This window comes from Acinetobacter indicus CIP 110367, assembly GCF_000488255.1.
GTDB lineage: Bacteria > Pseudomonadota > Gammaproteobacteria > Pseudomonadales > Moraxellaceae > Acinetobacter > Acinetobacter indicus.
Map to the genome: position 1 here is coordinate 757,005 of NZ_KI530745.1, position 18,416 is coordinate 775,420.

18 protein-coding genes are annotated in these 18,416 nt (G+C 46.0%); 8 read left to right on the plus strand and 10 right to left on the minus strand.

Annotation, left to right across the window (positions count from 1 at the left end):
- Positions 1 to 2: 2 nt before the first annotated feature.
- From cydX to P253_RS03705, 7 genes are all read right to left on the minus strand, one after another.
- Entirely contained in the window at positions 3 to 104 is a 102-nt protein-coding gene (gene cydX, locus P253_RS15400; RefSeq protein WP_002120988.1) for a cytochrome bd-I oxidase subunit CydX, read from the minus strand.
- Between the two features lie 26 nt (positions 105 to 130).
- Positions 131 to 1,276, minus strand: a complete 1,146-nt coding sequence (gene cydB / locus P253_RS03680; protein WP_005177659.1) for a cytochrome d ubiquinol oxidase subunit II — start codon at positions 1,274 to 1,276, stop codon at positions 131 to 133.
- The gene (locus P253_RS03685) at positions 1,273 to 2,859 is read right to left on the minus strand and encodes a cytochrome ubiquinol oxidase subunit I (RefSeq protein WP_005177660.1); all 1,587 of its coding nucleotides are present in this window, start codon (positions 2,857 to 2,859) and stop codon (positions 1,273 to 1,275) included. The genes cydB and P253_RS03685 overlap by 4 nt, the downstream gene beginning before the upstream one ends.
- Complete coding sequence (cydP, locus tag P253_RS03690; RefSeq protein WP_005177663.1) at positions 2,859 to 3,050, minus strand: cytochrome oxidase putative small subunit CydP; 192 nt, start codon at positions 3,048 to 3,050, stop codon at positions 2,859 to 2,861. Before cydP ends, P253_RS03685 begins: the two co-directional genes overlap by 1 nt.
- Positions 3,051 to 3,749: 699 nt before the next feature.
- A complete protein-coding gene (locus P253_RS03695; RefSeq protein ID WP_016658183.1) occupies positions 3,750 to 4,367 on the minus strand; it encodes an OB-fold-containig protein in 618 nt (205 codons plus the stop codon).
- 27 nt (positions 4,368 to 4,394) lie between these two features.
- Positions 4,395 to 4,703 (minus strand): Rieske (2Fe-2S) protein, encoded by a 309-nt coding sequence (locus P253_RS03700; RefSeq protein ID WP_171066698.1) that lies wholly within the window; start codon positions 4,701 to 4,703, stop codon positions 4,395 to 4,397.
- Between the two features lie 14 nt (positions 4,704 to 4,717).
- Positions 4,718 to 5,722, minus strand: coding sequence for an adenosine kinase (locus P253_RS03705; RefSeq protein WP_016658181.1), 1,005 nt, complete (start codon positions 5,720 to 5,722; stop codon positions 4,718 to 4,720).
- A 136-nt stretch (positions 5,723 to 5,858) separates the two neighbouring features.
- Between P253_RS03705 and P253_RS03710 the strand changes: the two genes are divergently transcribed.
- The 3 genes from P253_RS03710 (at position 5,859) to P253_RS03720 (ending at position 10,560) form a co-directional block, all read left to right on the plus strand.
- Entirely contained in the window at positions 5,859 to 6,308 is a 450-nt protein-coding gene (locus P253_RS03710) for a GNAT family N-acetyltransferase (RefSeq protein ID WP_005177673.1), read from the plus strand.
- Positions 6,309 to 6,453: 145 nt separating this feature from the next.
- Positions 6,454 to 9,393, plus strand: a complete 2,940-nt coding sequence (locus tag P253_RS03715) for an insulinase family protein (protein WP_016658180.1) — start codon at positions 6,454 to 6,456, stop codon at positions 9,391 to 9,393.
- 21 nt (positions 9,394 to 9,414) lie between these two features.
- Positions 9,415 to 10,560 (plus strand): phospholipase A, encoded by a 1,146-nt coding sequence (locus P253_RS03720; RefSeq protein WP_016658179.1) that lies wholly within the window; start codon positions 9,415 to 9,417, stop codon positions 10,558 to 10,560.
- A 71-nt stretch (positions 10,561 to 10,631) separates the two neighbouring features.
- Here P253_RS03720 and P253_RS03725 read toward each other — a convergent pair whose 3' ends face one another.
- The 3 genes from P253_RS03725 to ilvA all read right to left on the minus strand — a co-directional run bounded on the left by P253_RS03725 (position 10,632) and on the right by ilvA (position 14,341).
- A complete protein-coding gene (locus P253_RS03725; protein WP_016658178.1) occupies positions 10,632 to 11,996 on the minus strand; it encodes a TrkH family potassium uptake protein in 1,365 nt (454 codons plus the stop codon).
- An 11-nt stretch (positions 11,997 to 12,007) separates the two neighbouring features.
- On the minus strand, positions 12,008 to 12,658 hold the full coding sequence (locus tag P253_RS03730) for a potassium channel family protein (RefSeq protein WP_016658177.1): 651 nt from the start codon (positions 12,656 to 12,658) through the stop codon (positions 12,008 to 12,010).
- A gap of 144 nt (positions 12,659 to 12,802) precedes the next feature.
- Positions 12,803 to 14,341, minus strand: a complete 1,539-nt coding sequence (ilvA, locus tag P253_RS03735) for a threonine ammonia-lyase, biosynthetic (protein ID WP_016658176.1) — start codon at positions 14,339 to 14,341, stop codon at positions 12,803 to 12,805.
- 107 nt (positions 14,342 to 14,448) lie between these two features.
- Here ilvA and rpiA point away from each other — a divergent pair, with 107 nt between their 5' ends.
- The 5 genes from rpiA (at position 14,449) to clpS (ending at position 18,410) form a co-directional block, all read left to right on the plus strand.
- Positions 14,449 to 15,120, plus strand: a complete 672-nt coding sequence (gene rpiA, locus P253_RS03740) for a ribose-5-phosphate isomerase RpiA (protein ID WP_005177689.1) — start codon at positions 14,449 to 14,451, stop codon at positions 15,118 to 15,120.
- Positions 15,121 to 15,229: 109 nt separating this feature from the next.
- A complete protein-coding gene (locus P253_RS03745; protein WP_016658175.1) occupies positions 15,230 to 15,910 on the plus strand; it encodes a M48 family metallopeptidase in 681 nt (226 codons plus the stop codon).
- Positions 15,911 to 16,093: 183 nt separating this feature from the next.
- Complete coding sequence (gene argC / locus P253_RS03750) at positions 16,094 to 17,149, plus strand: N-acetyl-gamma-glutamyl-phosphate reductase (RefSeq protein ID WP_171066689.1); 1,056 nt, start codon at positions 16,094 to 16,096, stop codon at positions 17,147 to 17,149.
- A 79-nt stretch (positions 17,150 to 17,228) separates the two neighbouring features.
- The gene (locus tag P253_RS03755; RefSeq protein ID WP_016658173.1) at positions 17,229 to 17,975 is read left to right on the plus strand and encodes a DUF6776 family protein; all 747 of its coding nucleotides are present in this window, start codon (positions 17,229 to 17,231) and stop codon (positions 17,973 to 17,975) included.
- An 18-nt stretch (positions 17,976 to 17,993) separates the two neighbouring features.
- Complete coding sequence (clpS, locus tag P253_RS03760; protein WP_035363010.1) at positions 17,994 to 18,410, plus strand: ATP-dependent Clp protease adapter ClpS; 417 nt, start codon at positions 17,994 to 17,996, stop codon at positions 18,408 to 18,410.
- The last annotated feature ends 6 nt before the right edge of the window (positions 18,411 to 18,416 follow it).

Genomic DNA, 18,416 nt, shown 5'->3' on the forward strand with positions numbered 1-18,416 from the left:
ACTTATTCCTCATCCAGGTCTTGATGATGCTCGATATAGAGCGCACTCAGTACACCTGCAAAACAGGCCATCAAAATACCGAGAATCCAAGCAAAATACCACATAATCTTTACTCCTTTAGCGCATAGCCTTAGTACAGGCTATGCGAATTCTCTTTGATGTGTTTGTTGGTAATCACGCCCCACATCTTGTAGTAACACCAAGTGGTGTACAGCAAAATGATTGGCACAAAAATACAGGCTGCAACAGTCATTACCGTTAAGGTATTTTGACTAGATACCGCATCCCACATGGTCAAGCTAGATACAGGATCTATGCTCGATGGCATCAGGAATGGGAACAGGGCAAAACCTGCAGTCAGAATCGCACCTGTTACTGCCAGTGCAGAACCAGTGAAGCTTAAACCTGCTTTACCTTTAGAGGCTGCCAGAATCACAATGATACCGCCAAGAATACCCATAATTGGTGCAATCATGGTGATCGGGTAAGCCGAGTAGTTGTTCATCCAGCCCGGGTTGGCATTGGTCATCACTTCTTTGGCTAACGGGTTTGCAGCGCTACCGGTGTCATATGGTGTAACCAGGGTATAACCTTGGATGCCACCGAAGTATAACCATGCACCTGCCAGCAGGAAGCAGACCAGGAACACGATACCGCTGATTTTGGTGGCTTTGGCAGAACGCTCGCGTAAAGCACCATCGGTACGTAACATTAACCATGCACCACCATGCGCACACAGCATGGCCAGACTCACGATACCGCAGACCAAAGCAAACGGGTTAAGCAGGGCAAAGAAGCTGCCGGTGTAGTTGGATCGTACAGTCTCATCCAGTTCAAAAGGTACACCTAAGAACATGTTACCGAACGCTACGCCAAATACCAGCGCAGGTACTGCACCACCGATACATAGACCCCAGTCCCAGGCAGTACGCCATTTAGTGTTTTCCAGCTTGGAGCGGTAGTCAAAGCCGACCGGACGCAGGAATAGCGCAAACAGGACTAAAAGCAGCGCCCAGTACATGCCCGAGAAGGCAGTTGCATACACCATTGGCCATGCAGCAAATAGAGCACCACCAGCAGTAATGAACCAGACCTGGTTACCGTCCCAGTGTGGGGCAATCGTGTTGATTGCCGCACGACGTTCTTCATCATTTTTTCCAACGAATGGCATGATCGCCATAGAGCCCATATCGAAACCATCGGTGAGGGCGAAACCGATGAGCAGTACGCCCACCAGTACCCACCAGATGATTTTGAGTAATTCATATTCGATCATGCTTGAGTCTCCTCAGATGCTTTTTTGGCAGCTTCCAATTTTTCGAAATGGTATTTGCCGGTATGTAACGAGCTTGGACCAAGACGAGAGAATTTAATCATCAGGTACATTTCAATGATCAGCAGTACGGTATAGAACGATGCTAATGCAATGATTGAACCCCATACATCGCCAGTACTTAAGCTAGATGCAGAGAGATATGTTGGTAGAACTTCACCAATAGTCCAAGGTTGACGACCTACTTCAGCCACATACCAGCCAGTTTGCGCAGCAATCCATGGTAGTGGTAGGGCAATCAGGGCGAATTTTAATAACCAAGGTTTGTTTTCTGCATTACGTTTTGCTACAGCCAGTGTTGCCAGAACGAACAGGAGTAGCATTAAGAAGCCAGAAGCCACCATGGCACGGAAGGCCCAGAACAAGCTTGGAACGTGCGGAATAGTGTCTGCTGCAGCAAGTTTGATTTGCTCATCAGTCGCATCTACCACATTTGGTGTATATTTTTTCAGTAACAGGCCATAACCCAGGTCTTTTTGAGATTCATCAAATGCCGCTTTGAGTTCTGGTGAGGTGTCACCTGCACGCAGTTGTTCAAGTTGCTGATAAGCCACCATACCGTTTCGGATACGCACTTCATGCTGGGCAATCAGGTCTTTGATCCCGGTCACTTCTTCAGTGGTTGAACGTGTTGCAATTAGACCCATCACATACGGAATTTTAATCGCATAATCGGTGGTCTGGGTTTCCTGATTTGGAATACCAAACAGAGTAAATGCAGCCGGTGCCGGGTGAGTTTCCCATTCCGCTTCAATTGCAGCCAGTTTGGTTTTTTGGACATCGCCCAGTTCATAACCAGATTCATCACCCAGTAAGATTACAGACAGGGTAGATGCCAGACCGAAGATAGCCGCAATCGCGAAAGAACGACGCGCAAATGGCAAGTCACGTTTTTTCAGCAGGTAGTAGCTCGAAATCGCCAGAACGAAAATCGCACCTGTAACATAACCGGCAGAAACGGTATGGACGAATTTAACCTGTGCCACCGGGTTGAAAATTAGCGCACCGAAATCAATCATTTCCATACGCATGGTTTCATAGTTAAACGCAGAGCCGACGGGGTTTTGCATCCAGCCGTTAGCCACCAGAATCCACAGTGCCGACATGTTTGAGCCCAAGGCCACCAGCCAGGTTACACACAAGTGCTGTACCTTGGACAGACGATCCCAGCCGAAGAAGAACAGACCAATAAATGTCGATTCAAGGAAGAAAGCCATCAAGCCTTCAATGGCCAGCGGAGCACCAAAAATATCACCCACGTAGTGCGAGTAATACGCCCAGTTTGTACCGAACTGGAACTCCATGGTCAGGCCGGTAGTTACCCCTAAAGCAAAGTTAATACCGAACAGTTTTCCCCAGAATTTGGTCATGTCCTTATAAATTTCTTTGCCGGAAATCACATAGGTGGTTTCCATAATGGCCAGAATAAAAGCAAGACCAAGTGTCAGTGGAACAAAAATAAAATGATACATCGCGGTCATTGCGAACTGGAACCGCGAGAGATCGACCACGCTTTCAGAAATCATCAACGTGTCTCCTTGATTTGGGAAGGATTGCTGGCAATACGCTCAGCAACTTGAGAGTCAAAATTTTCAGGAATGGTAGGGGCATCGAACCAGATATTTTTAATCGCCATTAAAATAACAACCTTAATTATTAAAATGGCTGCTATTTCTCGGGTTACGCGACGGTTCAAATCTTTCGGGACTAAGCTCATAGAAACAAGCCTGTTTTTTAAACTGTGTCTTATATTATTAAACAAAATAATACAAAAAATAAATAGCCTGCACAGTTAAAATAAAAATATATTGTTTATATTATAAAATACAAGCACTTATAAAAACTTTTTTTTAATTTTTAATCAAAAGTATTCCGGTTAAAAACCTGACTAAAACGCTTGTATTTATAATAATGATTATTCTGACTAAAATGTTGTGAATTAAAATTTAATTCTGACTAAAATAGTTATATTTAAAAATTTTGACGATTTTATTAAAAATTCCAGCTTTTAATTTTTAACTTTTATTCAATAATCGGGTGTTAAAAAATGGCTGTAAGGCTTGAGGTGTAAGCATTTGCACAGAAAACAGTCAAGCACCAAAATGAAGCAATTTGTAGCAAATATGCACAATGAAGTACGATAAAAGTGCAGTAAGCAGCAACACGGAAAATTTTTTAGTCTTCAACGTGGAGGGCAGAGTGAATAACTACAGCGAACAACCATAGAGATAGTCACAATGCACAGAACAGCTGATCTTGAGGCCAAGAGAAAGTGAATCGAGCAGCTTAAACGGAAAGAACGAACGTACACGGCAAGGAAGAAAGGAAAGCTGCGAGATATATGGCGTTGTAGCTTTACCTTGGACAAAGTAAGGATGTGTATCTGACTCGTGGCTGAAAGATGAGCGAGCTTAAATCAGCTGCTAGTTTCACCATAGAACAGATTGTTCGAAGCGGAAATTTTCTTGGCAATGTAATAGGATTTTTTTTGCCGGATTAAAATGACTTGTGCCTGAAATTCCAATTCACCAAATTCCGGTTCGACCTGCACGTAATGCAGCTGGCCGTATTCATCCCGAACCCGAGCCTGAGCCGAAAAACCGGGACGGGCATTGCCACTGGAAATGGTGGCCAGTCGGCCCAGCAAATTGACATGCTGAATGGTTTTTTGCGGTTTAATCACCTGATCCAGACAGTGAATCATAAACACGGTAAAAAACAGGGCAATGATAAGCGCCGGTAAAATCAGATAGTACGATGGAACAAAACTTTGCTGCTGCGAATAGAGCGCAAACTGCAGGAAATAGCCTGCAACACTAAAATTCAGGAGCAGAAACACGAAAATTAGCAGTTTGGAAAATTTGACATTGAGTAAGGGAGAGTCTAGCAGCCGCTGCGGAAACAGTTGCTTGAATATCGCGCTGGGCTTGAGATTAAAATAATGCCCCACAATTTCCGCCAGGCTGAGCAAGACAAGTGCAATCAGACTTAAATGAAAAGGAATTAAGTCGATGTCTAATACAAACTCAAGCATGGCGTAACCTGCAGATGGGGCTTAAAATTATTCTGTTAAGTAAATTCCGCCATCAGAATGCACGGTAATCTCTACTTTTTCAAGTGCTTGACCTTGGCATGGGCCAGAAATACATTCCCCGGTTTCAACCACAAACAGCGCACCGTGGGTCGAACATTCAATAAATTCCTGATCCAGGTCTAAAAACTGGTTTTCCAGAAATTCAAGCTCAACCTGCAAATGCGGGCACAGGTTCTGATAGGCATAGAACATGCCATCGCGCTGGGTAATAAAAATGGTATCGCCATCTGGAAGCTCGAACGAGCGTGCTTCGCGTTCAGGGATATCTTCGGTCATGCAGATTTTATGCATTAGGCACATTCCTTGTTATAGCTCTGAAGAAGGGTTGCGTACTGTTCAACCTCTAGACGTGGGCCAAATTGTGATACCACTTCACTGGAAATTAAAATGGCCAGCTCGGCAGCGGCTTTAAAGCCAAGGTTGGCATTCAAGGCATACAGGAATGCACCGGCAAAGGCATCACCCGCACCATTGGCATCAATGGCATGCACCTGACGGCCTGCAACGCTAAAGGTATGTTGACCATCAAAAATCATTGCGCCTTGTGCGCTCATTGTAATGACAACGTATTTGCTTTTTTGCTTCAGCTGTTCCAAAGCGGCTTCTGCCGTTTCGGTGCCGGTATACATCATGGCCTCCTGCTGGTTACAGAACAGCAGGTCCACACCATCATCGAGTAATTCATCTAAACCTTGACGCGCATATTGCACCATTGCCGGGTCAGATAAGGTTAAGGCAATTTGGGTCTGGTGAGCTTTGGCAATTTCGCGCGCCTGTTTTACCGCCTGACGTGCGCTGTCCGAAGTCGATAAATAACCTTCGATATACAGCCATTTCGCGGTTTTTAAGGGTTCAAAATCAATTTGTGCATCGGTGAGTTCTGCAGTAATACCCAAATAGGTATGCATGGTGCGCTCAGAATCCGGGCTGACTAATACCATACAGGTTCCGGTTACGCCTTCACTGACCGATTTTGCGGTGGTGCGAATGCCCGCATCATTCAGGCCATTTAGGTAAATTTCACCCAAGTCATCATTGCCCACGCGGCAGGCATAAAAGGCAGAACCGCCCAATGCGCTAAAGGCAACTGTTGTATTTGCAGCCGAACCGCCTGAAGCTTGACCTTTATAGCTTTGCGTTTGCTGTAAGTTGTTGTATAAATTTGCTTGGGTTTCGCCATCGGTCAGCTGCATGGTGCCTTTTTGCAAATTTTGTTGAGTAAGGAAGTCATCAGAGACTTGAAATTCCTGGTCAATGAGTGCATTACCAATTGCAAAGAGGTCAACAGTTGCCATGTCGTTCAATCACATCAAAAAATAAATGCTAAGTTTACACCAATGCTCAGGATTGCTGTAGATTTGTGAATAAAATTCATTTTTTAGACGGTTTTATTCATTGAGGAAAGTTAGTAAAGCAGATCAGGATAGTGAAATGAATATCGAGATAAAAGAAGCGCAAGGATTACCAGAGCAAATTGTAGAGCTTGAGAAACAGGCATCAAAAGAGGGTTTTGCTTTTGTACAGCGTTTAATTGATGAGTATCAGAGTGCCAAGAATCGTTTCGATCAGCCTGGGGAGTTTTTACTTTTTGCTTATGATCAGGACAAGCTGATTGCCTGTGGTGGCCTGAACCAGCAGTGGAATGATCAGGAAGTGGAACAGGGAATTGGCCGGGTGCGCCGTTTCTATGTATTGCCTGAATATCGTAAACATGGCGTGGGCAAGCTGTTATTGCAATACTTAGAGAAAAAGGCACGTCCTCATTTTTCGGCCCTATGTCTGGATACCGAAACCAAATCTGCGGCGCATTTTTACCAGAAGCAGAATTATGTCTATGTCGAAAACCATCCCAATTATAATTATTTTAAATATTTGGTTTAAACGGCAGCATGAGCTTCGGACTGGGGTTTGAAAATTGCCAGGGTTGCAAATTTCTATAATTTTAGTCGGGATTTAAGCGTGAATTATATCAAGAACTAAAGCTATAATGGCTTTAGTTTTTTTATTTTGATGATTAGGAGATCGCATGACTGTAGATGTCACTGAAACCATTTCTCAAACCGTTCATCCTGCGTTTCAGTTGGTACGTCAACACCATGTTGAAGCCTTAGACATTTTAGTGTCTGAATATAAGCATCGGGTTACCGGTGCGGTGCATTATCATTTGGCCACCAATCATGATGAAAATGTATTTCTGGTGGCATTTCGTACCCAGCCCATGGATTCCAAGGGCGAAGCGCATATTCTGGAACATACTGCACTGTGTGGCTCTGAAAAATTCCCGGTACGTGACCCGTTTTTCCTGATGATTCGCCGTTCATTAAACACCTTTATGAACGCCTTTACTGCAGCTGACTGGACAGCGTATCCATTTGCCACCCAAAACCAGAAAGATTTCCAGAACCTGCTGGAGGTGTATCTGGATGCAGCCTTTGCAGCCAACCTGAATCCACTGGATTTTGCCCAGGAAGGGATTCGTATCGAGCTGGAAAATGGTGAGCCGGTATATAAAGGCGTGGTCTTTAATGAAATGAAAGGCGCGATGAGTTCGCCTTCAGATCAGCTGTATCACCAGTTGGCACATCATTTGTTCCCGGAAACCACCTACCATTACAATTCCGGTGGTGACCCGAAAGATATTCCAGACTTAACTTACCAAGAGTTAGTGGATTTCTATAAATCCCATTATCACCCAAGTAATGCGGTATTTATGACTTTTGGTAATCAGTCAGCGTATGACTTGCAAGAACAGTTCCAGAGCTTGGCTTTAGCCAAGTTTGAACAGGGCGAAACCCTGTATTCAAAACCTGAGCGCCGTTTGGCTGCGCCAGTGACCGTAACTGAAAGCTATGCGGTCGATGCTGAAGATTTAAAAGACAAAACTTACCATGTTCTAAGCTGGTTATTGCCAGAAGCCAGTGATATTAAACTGCGTTTGGGCATGCGTCTGGTCGAAGGTGTGTTACTGGAAAACTCGGCTTCACCACTGCGTCATTATTTAGAAACCTGTGGTTATGCGCAATCAACCGGGCCATTTATGGGCGTGGATGATTCCAACTTTGAAATGACTTTCTTCTGTGCCATTCAAGGTTCTAATCCTGAGCATGCAGCAACCTTTAAAGAGGGCGTCTTCAAGGTACTGCAAGAAGTGGCGTCTAAACCGGTCGACAGCGATACTGTCAATGCCATTTTACACCAGATCGAGCTGCATCAGCGTGAAATTAACGGCGATGGTATGCCATACGGTTTAAGCCTGATTCTAAACGGCTTGAGCAGCGCGATTCACCATAGTGATCCGGTGCATGTCTGGGATGTTGACAGTGCCATTGAACAGGTTAAAGAAGAACTGAAAGATCCAATGTGGCTGTCTCAGTTGATTCAGCAGCACTTGATTGATAATCCGCATCGCGTCCAAATGACCCTGGTCCCAGATGCCAGCAAATCAGCCAAAGATGCCGAAGCTGAAAAAGCCCGTCTGGCTGAAATTGGTGCGCAGCTGACCGAAGCACAAAAAGCAGAAATTATCGCCCAGACCGAAGCGCTAAAAGTGCGTCAGGATACCACGGATGATTTAAACCTGCTGCCAAAAGTCGGCCTCGAAGATGTGCCGGCAGAATTGCAAATTGTACAGGGGCAGCTACGTGAGATTATCTGCAACCGCATTGATACACCATTAAACCTGTATCATGCCGGTACCAACGGTATTTATTACCAGCAGGTCTTGGTGCGTATTCCCGATGAGATCGTGAAATCGCCTTATTTTAATCTGCTGTCGATTTTAATGGGTGAAGTCGGTGCCGGTGAATATGATTATCTGGAACTGCAACAGCTGCAAACTGCAGTGAGTGGCGGTCTGGGTATGGGGGCATCCTTACGCTCTAAGGTCGATGACAAAAACCGGATTAGTGCCTGGCTGACCTTAACCACCAAATCACTGGTGAATAATTTTGATGCCATCCGCCTGCTAAAAATTGCCTTTGAGCAACTGCGTTTTGATGAAAAAGACCGGATTATCGAGCTATTACAGCAACGTAAAACGCGCTGGCAGTCCCGGGTATCGGGTGCAGGACATAGCTATGCCATGCAGGCCGCTTCACGTAACCACAGTGCTTTAGCGCTGCGTGACTATCACAATACTGGTCTGGGTGCATTGAACTGGTTAAGCGAGCTGGTCAGCAAAATTGAACAGGATGATGCTGCTTTTGATGCGCTGATGGATGAGCTTAAGCTGATTCACAGTATGTTGCTGCAAGCGCCAAAACAGTTCCTGCTGGTCTGTGAAGAGCCACAATCAGACCGTCTGATTGAAGAAATTCAAACCGTGTGGGACAAGCTGGCAATTGAACCGCACGAGGCAGCTTTAACTCAAGTGCCTGTTGAAAATAACAATGCAGATGAAGCCTGGCTGATTCAGGCCAATGTGCAGTTCTGTGCAGCAGCGTATCCTGCGGTGGAAGTATCGCATCCAGATGCGGCACCACTGATGGTCTTGGCGGCGTATTTACGCAATGGCTTCCTGCACAGTGCCATCCGTGAAAAAGGCGGCGCCTATGGTGGCGGTGCCAGCTATGATGGTAATGCCTGCTCGTTCCGTTTCTATAGTTATCGTGATCCGCGTCTGGCTGAAACCTTCAAAGATTTTGATGCCAGTGTGGACTGGTTGCTGAATGCCGAGCAGTTACCGCATCAGCTGGAAGAAGCTATTTTGGGGCTGATTGCCAGCATGGATAAACCAGGCTCTCCAGCCGGTGAAGCAATTACCGCATGTTATGCCTTATTGCATGCGCGCACCCCGGCCTTTAGAACCAAACTGCGTGAGCGTTTACTGGCGGTTACTTTAGATGATCTGAAACGTGTGGCCGATGTCTATTTACGTCAGCAAACTCCGGTGAAATCGGTGGTAGCACCGGTGGCGAAACGTGAAGTGCTGCAGGAGCTGGGTTTCCAGATCAAACAAGTCAATTAAAAAAACAATAGAGGAAGTTCTATGGCGTTCAATCCTGTTGAGCGCACAAGCTGGTCGCTGAGTGTTACTGCACTCAGCGCTTTGTTTGTGACACATGTACAGGCGCTGGAAGCAACGGTGGTCACCATTCCGCAGACACCGGAGGCCTGTGTGGCGCTGGAGTCCAATGCCGAGCGTTTAGCCTGTTATGATGCTTTATTCAAGCTGCCGGAAGCGGAAAAGGCTGATCTGGTTTCCGAGCGTCAGGCGGCACAGCAATTGGCCCCTCCACCAGAAACTGTCAAGGAAAAAATTGTGGCCGGGGTGAACAACCTGTTTTCACTGGAAGGCTCACATATTGATCCGAACGTGTCGTTACTGGATAAACGCTGGGAACTGGCACCCGAAAGCAAGCTGGGCACCTGGAATATCCGGGCCTATCAACCGGTGTATCTGATGCCGGGCTTCTGGACCTCCGATAAAAACGAACGTCCATCCAGTCCCAATGAAAACAATACCGTTACTGAGGCACAGCAGCAGAACCTGACATCAACCGAAGCCAAATTCCAGTTGTCACTAAAAACCAAAGCGGTTGAAAACCTGTTGGGCGATAATGGCGATCTCTGGCTCGGTTATACCCAGTCCTCACGCTGGCAGGTTTTTAATGGTGAAGAATCACGCCCATTTCGTGAAACCAATTATGAACCTGAAGCCAGTTTAATGTTCAGAACTAATTATGAGATTCTGGGCTTGAATGGGCGCTTGTTAGGCCTGACCTTGAACCATCAGTCCAATGGCCGTTCCGATCCGCTGTCACGTAGCTGGAACCGGGTCATTTTGAATCTGGGCTTTGAAAAGAACAATTTCGCGCTGATGTTGCGTCCGTGGTATCGCATTGAAGAAGACCGCAGTGATGACAACAACCCGGACATTAAAAACTATATTGGCCGTGGCGATATGCTGGCATTCTACCGCTGGAAAGATCATGATTTCTCACTGATGTTACGGCATAGCCTAAAAGGCGGAGATGATGCGCATGGCGCTGCCCAGTTTGACTGGGTATTCCCGATTAGCGGCAAATTAAGAGGGCATTTCCAGCTGTTTGATGGCTATGGAGAAAGCCTGATTGATTATAACCACCGCGCGACCTATGTCGGCCTAGGTGTATCATTAATGAACTGGTTCTAAATTCATGCACCCGCAAAAAGCCACTGTGAACAGTGGCTTTTTTATTTTCAGCTGATAACGAAACTCGCGAATCAACCAATCTGAATATCGGTGGTGGGATGTTGCAGGCGGCTGCGTTTGGGCGTGGCAATTAAATAGGCCAGGGTCAGTGGGCCTAAACGGCCGGCAAACATCAGCAGCATTAAGGCCACCAGACTTAAGGGTTGTAATTCCCCTGTAATTCCGCGAGACAAACCCACGGTACAGGCTGCAGAAACTGCCTCAAACAGCAAATCCATAAACTCATGTTCAGGTTCCAGCAGCAACAGGCTGAAAATCCCGGCAAAGACTAAAAATGCAGTAATCGACACCACAGCCAAAGCTTTAAAGGTGGTTTTTTCCGGCACTGAATAATTAAACACTCGCACTTCATCGGCGCGTCTTAAAAAGCTGATCACGCTTAATACCACAATAATAAAGGTGCCGACTTTAATGCCGCCGGCGGTACTTAAAGAGCCACCACCAATAAACATCAGAAACATGGTCAGCAAATTGGAAGCATCACTCATGCTGGCAATATCCAGACTGTTAAAGCCGGAAGAACGGGGCACGGTGGCATGGAACCAGGCATTCCAGGCCTGATCAGTCAGGCTCATGGCGGCCAGCGTCGCAGGATTACTGGCTTCGAGCAGCCAGATAGTAATAAAGGCAAACAGGTTTAAGCCCAGAATGGTGGAGAGAATCAGCTTGCTGTTGGCGCTGAGTTTATGCCAGCGCCGGGTTTTTTTAATGTCCATCAGCACCACAAAGCCCACACCGCCAATAATGTAGAGCATGCTGATGGTAAAGGTAATCAGGTACTGGTCGGCAAAGCTCATTAAACTGTTGGGAAATAATGAAAATCCGCCATTATTAAAAGCCGAAACACTATAAAAGGCAGCATAGAAAAAGGCTTCCAGAAAATCATAATCTTGCAGCCAGGCCAGGGTCAGAATAAAGGTGCCGATGCCTTCAAAAAAAAGCGAATAGAGTAATACGCCTTTAATGGTAAAGCCCACCGTCGCCAGACTGGTCTGACCAATGGTTTCCTGTGCCATCATCTGCTGTTTTAAGCCAATTTTTGGTGACAGGCTCATGGCAGCCAGAATCGCGAAAGTCATAAAGCCCAGCCCGCCGCATTGCAGCAACAGCATAATCACAATCTGGCCAAATACGGTATAGGCTTCACCGACATTGACCACCGACAAGCCGGTAATGGTCACCGCAGAGGTGGCGGTAAATAAAGCCTGTAACCAGCTCAGATCCCCCTGATGGGAAAAGGGCAGTTTCAGTAATAGAGTGCCGATCACAATAAAGCTTAAAAATCCCAGTGCGAGCAGACTCGGCGGGCTTAAATTGACCGTGGTTGCTGTGCTGGGCTTCGCCGTATTTTTATAGGCAGTCTTATTCTTCGTCATGTGATTCATGGCTATTTAAAATGCTTGGATAAGCGTTTCAGCTGATCAAGCTGGCCTTCGAGCACCAGAATATCGCCTTGCTGCATAATTAACTGCGGATCGAGGCTGAGCTGAATCTCGCTGCCGCGTTTATGCAGTAGGGTTTTCACTTCTGGCGCATGACCGATAAATTCATGATAGCGCGTGCCGTTTAAGGCTTCAGTCACCTCGACTTTGACAATAAAGTGATCATCTTCCAGCGCCATATAGCGGCTGACCATCGGATAACTCAGTGACTGGGCAATGCGGACGCCCATATCTTCTTCCGGATGAATAATTTTGCTGACTTGTAGATGGGTCAGAATCATATGGTGGGCTTTGGACTTGGCTTTGACATAAATTTTTTCCAGCCCCATATTTTTCAGATGCAGCACACATAAAATACTGGCTTCAATATCTTCACCAATGGCCACCACCACCGCATCACAGTTCTGAATATTCAGCTCCTGTAGCACGTGTTCGTCGGTGGCATCGGCAATCACGGCGTGGGTAATTTCCTCGGCAATATTTTCCACATATTTTTTATTAATATCGATGCCAATCACATCATGTTTCAGGCTGACCAGTTGCGTGGCAACGGTGGCACCAAAACTGCCTAAGCCAATGACTGCAAATTGCGCCATAGTGTGTTCCTAATTACATTTTTATGGTTAGCGTGAATATAAATTTATTTTAAAGATCAGGTGGATATTTACATCATTTTTCTTAGGGTGTTTGTGTAAACCAATAAAAAACCGCCAGCAAATGGCGGTTTTTTAAACTGGATTTTATTTCAGGAAGCGCTGATAACCTAAGTTATTGCTAATTTCCGCATATGGATAGCTAATGCTTTCCAGGGTTTCAATCAGCCCGTCCGGGTTCTGTTTGGCATCGCTGGCTTCCAGACCCACCAGCACACGGCCTTCGGCGGCGCCGTGGTTACGGTAATGGAACAGGGTGATGTTATGGGTCGGGCCTAAACGCTCCAGGAAGGTCAGCAGGGCGCCTGGACGCTCCGGAAATTCCACCCGGAACAGACGTTCATTTTCAATATCGGCATGACCGCCAATTAAATAGCGGATGTGCAGTTTGGCCACTTCATCATCGGACAGATCATCAACATCATATTGCACTTTCAAGGCCTCAAAGATGTCATTACGTTCTTTTTCACCGCCTTTTAAGCTAATGCCGACAAAGACCTGTGCCGCCGATTCATCACTGGCACGATAGTTAAACTCGGTGATGTTACGGCCTTGCAGGGCACGACAGAAACTCAGGAAAGCGCCTTTCTGTTCAGGAATGGTCACGGCAAAGATTGCTTCTTTACGCTCACCGAGTTCAGTACGTTCCGCGATATAGCGTAAACGGTCAAAGTTCATGTTGGCACCACAAACAATAGACACGATATTTTTGCCTTGAATGCCGTGTTCAGCGACGTATTTTTTAATCCCTGCCAACGCCATTGCACCAGATGGTTCTACAATACTACGGCATTCGTCATAGGTATCTTTAATTGCTGCACAGACTTCATCGGTATTGACCAGTACCACATCAGGTTCAACAATTGGACCAGAATTATCTGATTTTTGAAGACGGATGACCTCAAATGGTTTTTCACCAATTTGTGCCACCGCAGTACCATCGGCAAATAAACCGACCGAAGGCAGAACAATACGTTCACCAGCTTCTAAGGCTGCTTTCAGACAGGCCGATTCATCATATTCCACTGGAATGACTTTGACGTGCGGAGCGACATCACCCAAGTACGCTGCTACACCGGCAATTAGGCCACCACCACCTACGGCAACAAAGACATAATCGACATCGCGCCATTGGCGTAAAATTTCATTGGCGATGGTGCCTTGGCCGGCCATGACCAGTTCATCATCATAAGGTGGAATGAAGGTCATGCCATCATCCTGGGCACGCTGAATGGCATATTTGTTGGCTACATCAAACGAATCGCCGTGTAGTACTACTTCGCCACCTAAACGTTTTACCGCCTGTACTTTAATATCTGGCGTGGTTTTAGGCATCACGATAATGGCACGAATCCCCAGTTTTTTTCCTGAAAGAGCCACGCCTTGAGCATGGTTGCCGGCTGAAGCTGTGATCACGCCACGTTCTAACTGCGCTTTAGGTAGTTGGCTAATACGGTTATAGGCACCGCGTAGTTTGAAAGAAAAGACCGGTTGTAAATCTTCCCGCTTGAAGCGGATGTTGTTATTCAGTCGTTCACTAATTCGTGGCGCTGCTTCGAGTGGGGTTTCGATTGCAACATCGTAGACTGTTGCTTGTAAAATTTGTCGAACCAAACGAGACAGCATGTTAATCTTCCATCTAACAGTTTAAAATAGGGGTTTATTGTAACAAACCCCTGTACATTTGGGCTGTAAAATCAGCATCAAATGTCAAAAAATAGTTGAGCGAAGTCATGAGTCTGTATGCAACCCAAGATGAGAAGAAACAAGCTGCGGCAAAAGCAGCCTTAAAACATTTGCCTAAAGGCGGGATTCTGGGTGTAGGCACAGGCAGTACCGTCAATTTCCTCATCGATTTATTGCCTGAATTGCAATTGGAAGCGGCTGTAGCCAGTTCTGAAGCAACGGCAGAGCGCCTGAAAAAGCTGGGTATTGAAGTCGTGGATATGAACAGCGTGGGCGGTTTAGATGCCTATGTCGATGGCGCAGATGAAATTGACCGTCATATGCACATGATTAAAGGTGGCGGTGCGGCGTTAACCCGTGAAAAAATTGTCGCGTCGATTGCGAAAAAATTTGTTTGTATCGTCGATGATTCAAAATGGGTTGAACAGTTGGGCCGTGAATTCCCGCTACCGGTTGAAGTAATTCCAATGGCGCGTTCTGCTGTGGCACGCAAGCTGGTCGCACTTGGGGGTGATCCGGCGTACCGTGAAGGTGTGGTAACCGATAACGGCAATGTGATTTTAGATGTTTATAACCTGAACATCCTGAACGCACTGGAACTGGAAAAAACCATCAATGACATTCCGGGTGTGGTGTGTAACGGTATTTTTGCTTTAAACAAAGCTGATATTGCTATTGTTGCAACCAATAACGGTATTGAAGAGCGTACAGCAATTTAAACTTAACAGCTTTAAGAGTTAATCTCCCCAAACCCCTCTTTAAAAAAGAGGGGCTTTTCCCCTCTTTTATTAAGGGAGGCTCGGGGAGGACTCTCTAAAAAGAACAATAATGACATTATCCGACCTTCCTGAAATTCAAATCACCCGTAATGTTCGTGCGACGCGACTGCGTTTACGTGTCGATGGTCAGCAGATTAAAGTCACGGCGCCTGTTTTTTGTAGCAATCGTCAAATCCAGAAATTTATTGCCGATGCCGAAAGCTGGCTGTTAAAAACCTGGCAAGCGCAACAGGCCCAGTTGCAGCGGGTTGATCAGAGCCTGCCTGCTGAATTACAACTGTTTAATCTCAATACGCCTATTCAGATTAGTTATCAGAGCCAGAAACAGAATTTTATCTGGGATGAATCTGCTTTACGGCTTTGGATTAGTGATCGTCATTCTGAAGCTTATTTAAAAACTTTTATTATTGCCTATGCCAAGCAGCATTTGCCGCTGTATTTAGAACAGTTAAGTCTGGATACCGGGCTGAACTTTAACGGCTGCAATATCCGCCAGCCGAAAACCCGTTGGGGCAGTTGCTCGGCCCGCCACGATATTATGCTGAATAGTGCGCTGGTATTAATGCCAGAAGCGATTTGTCGTTATGTCTGTGTGCATGAGTTGGCGCATACCCGCCATTTTGATCATAGCCCGCGCTTTTGGGCAGAGGTGGCGCGGCATGATCCTGAGTTTCAGCAGCATCGACAATTTTTAAAACGCTTTCAGTTGCCGTATTGGTGGTTGGGGTGAGGGTGCCGGGTCATCCTTGTTGAACTCACCCATTCCTCGTTCATTTTCTTGAAAAATCAGTACTCTGATCGATCCAATAGATACATAAGACAAAAAACCATCAATACCGAGTAAAAAGGTTTAGAAAGCACAAACTTCCTGTCATACTACTGCTTTATTGAACATAGCACACTTGATTGAGGTATGAACGTGATTTCAGTAGGTATTGTCGGCGGTACAGGTTATACAGGCGTTGAACTTTTACGTCTTTTACTACGACATCCAGAGGTACAGGTCACTGTATTAACCTCACGTACTGAAGCTGGTCGCCGTGTCGATGATATGTTCCCAAGTCTGCGTGGTCATACCGATTTATGCTATTCAGATTTAAATATTGAAGATTTAAAACAGTGTGATGTGGTGTTCTTTGCCACGCCGCACGGTGTTGCCATGAAACACGCGGCCGATCTGGTTGCTGCCAATGCCAAAGTGATTGATCTGGCGGCAGATTTCCGTTTACAGGATTTGGCCCAATTCGAAAAATGGTACGGCATGGAACATGCCTGCCCAGAGATTCTTAAAGATTCAGTCTATGGTTTATCTGAACTGAACCGTGAGCAGATCAAAACTGCACAGGTGATTGGCAACCCGGGCTGTTATCCAACTACCGTGCAATTAGGTTTGGCACCATTATTAAAATCTGCTGAAACCTTGATTAAACCTGAAAGTATTATTATTGATGCCAAATCGGGCGTATCCGGCGCCGGCCGTAAAGCCAGCCTGGGCATGATTTACTCTGAAAATGCCGATAACTTCAAGGCTTATGGGGTGGCAGGTCACCGTCATCATCCGGAAATTGTGGAAGCACTGGAAAATATTTCCGGTCAAAAAGATGTGTTTAACCACATTGTGTTTGTACCGCATTTAGTACCGATGATTCGTGGCATGCTCAGCACCATGTATATTGACCTGACCGATGCAGGTGATGCACTTGATGTACAGGCGCTATATGAACAGTTCTATGCGCAAGAGCAGTTTGTAGATGTAATGCCGGCAGGCAGCTCACCAGAAACACGTTCAGTACGCGGTGCCAACCAGTTGCGTATTGCGCTGTACAAGCCGCAACCGAAGAAACTGGTCGTACTGGTGGCACAGGACAATCTGGTGAAAGGTGCAGCCGGTCAGGCAGTACAAAACATGAACCTGATGTTTGGCTTTGCAGAGCAGGCTGGCCTCGAGGTGATTGGTCTATTACCATAAGAAACGCTTTTCGACTTCACACACATTTAGATTTCGATTTAAATGTGTGGTTTGAATGCAATCAAAACAAGAGATGACGATGCAGAATACGGATACCAATACCACGTCACAACCGACGCCACCGAAAAAACCTTTTATGCAAAGCAATTTACCTCTCGTACTCGGTGCAGCTGTATTAATGTTAGGCAGCGGCTTTTTGGGCTATTCGGTGGGGCATCGTCAGGGTTTGACTGTGGTCGGTTATGATGCCGATGCAGAGCAGCTGGTTGAAGTCGTACAGGAACAGAAAGTTCGTCTGGAAACCTTGAATAAAACCCTGAATGCAGCGGTTCAGGAGCGTGATGTAGCGGTCAGCAATGCCAATGACCTGTATGCGGCACTGAATCAGGCACGTAATGATAAAATCCAGGCCGATGGCATGGGCAATTTATACCGTGAAGTGCTGCGTGATCGGGGTGGTTTAAGTCTAACCATCCAGAATATTGGGATTAAACCTTTACCCGATAATGCCTATGAATATCAGCTCGATCTGGTGCAGATCAGCCCGAATAAGCGCCGTGCTTCAGGTAATGTTGAACTGCGTCTGATTCAGGGCACCGAGGTGCTGGTGGTGCCTATGGAAGACAATAATTTCAATTTTGATAATTATGAGCGCCTGACCGGTCGCTGGACCATGCCAAAAGGCTTTAGTCCGCAATTTATTGAAGTGCGTTTAACTGGTAGTACCCCTGTGACCAAACGATTCAGCTGGGCACGTGGAAAAGCCACGGAAGCGCCTTCTGCCTTTATCTCTGAAATTCCGCAAGCAGAAGCCACTGCGCAATAACTGTGAAATAAATCTCTTATGCGAAGTAACAAACGACCAATTTGTTTAAACGAAATCAAACAGTCTTTTCAGCAGTCCGGCATGGTGGACTGGCATTTTAATCCGCGTTTAAGTACGGATGAGCCGAATGAGCATGAGGACGGAGACATTGCCGTACAGACGGCGCCGCCTGAATTAAAGCGTCCACCACTATACGCTGTCGTTTTATTGAACGATGACTACACCCCAATGGACTTTGTAATTGAAATTTTACAACAATACTTTGCAATGAATCTTGACCAAGCGACTCAAGTAATGCTAACTGTACATTACGAAGGAAAAGGTATTGCAGGGGTTTATCCGCGAGACATCGCAGAGACCAAAGCAAACCAAGTCAATAATTACGCTCGATCTCAAGGTCATCCATTACTTTGTCAGATTGAGCCTAAAAACTAAGGGGGT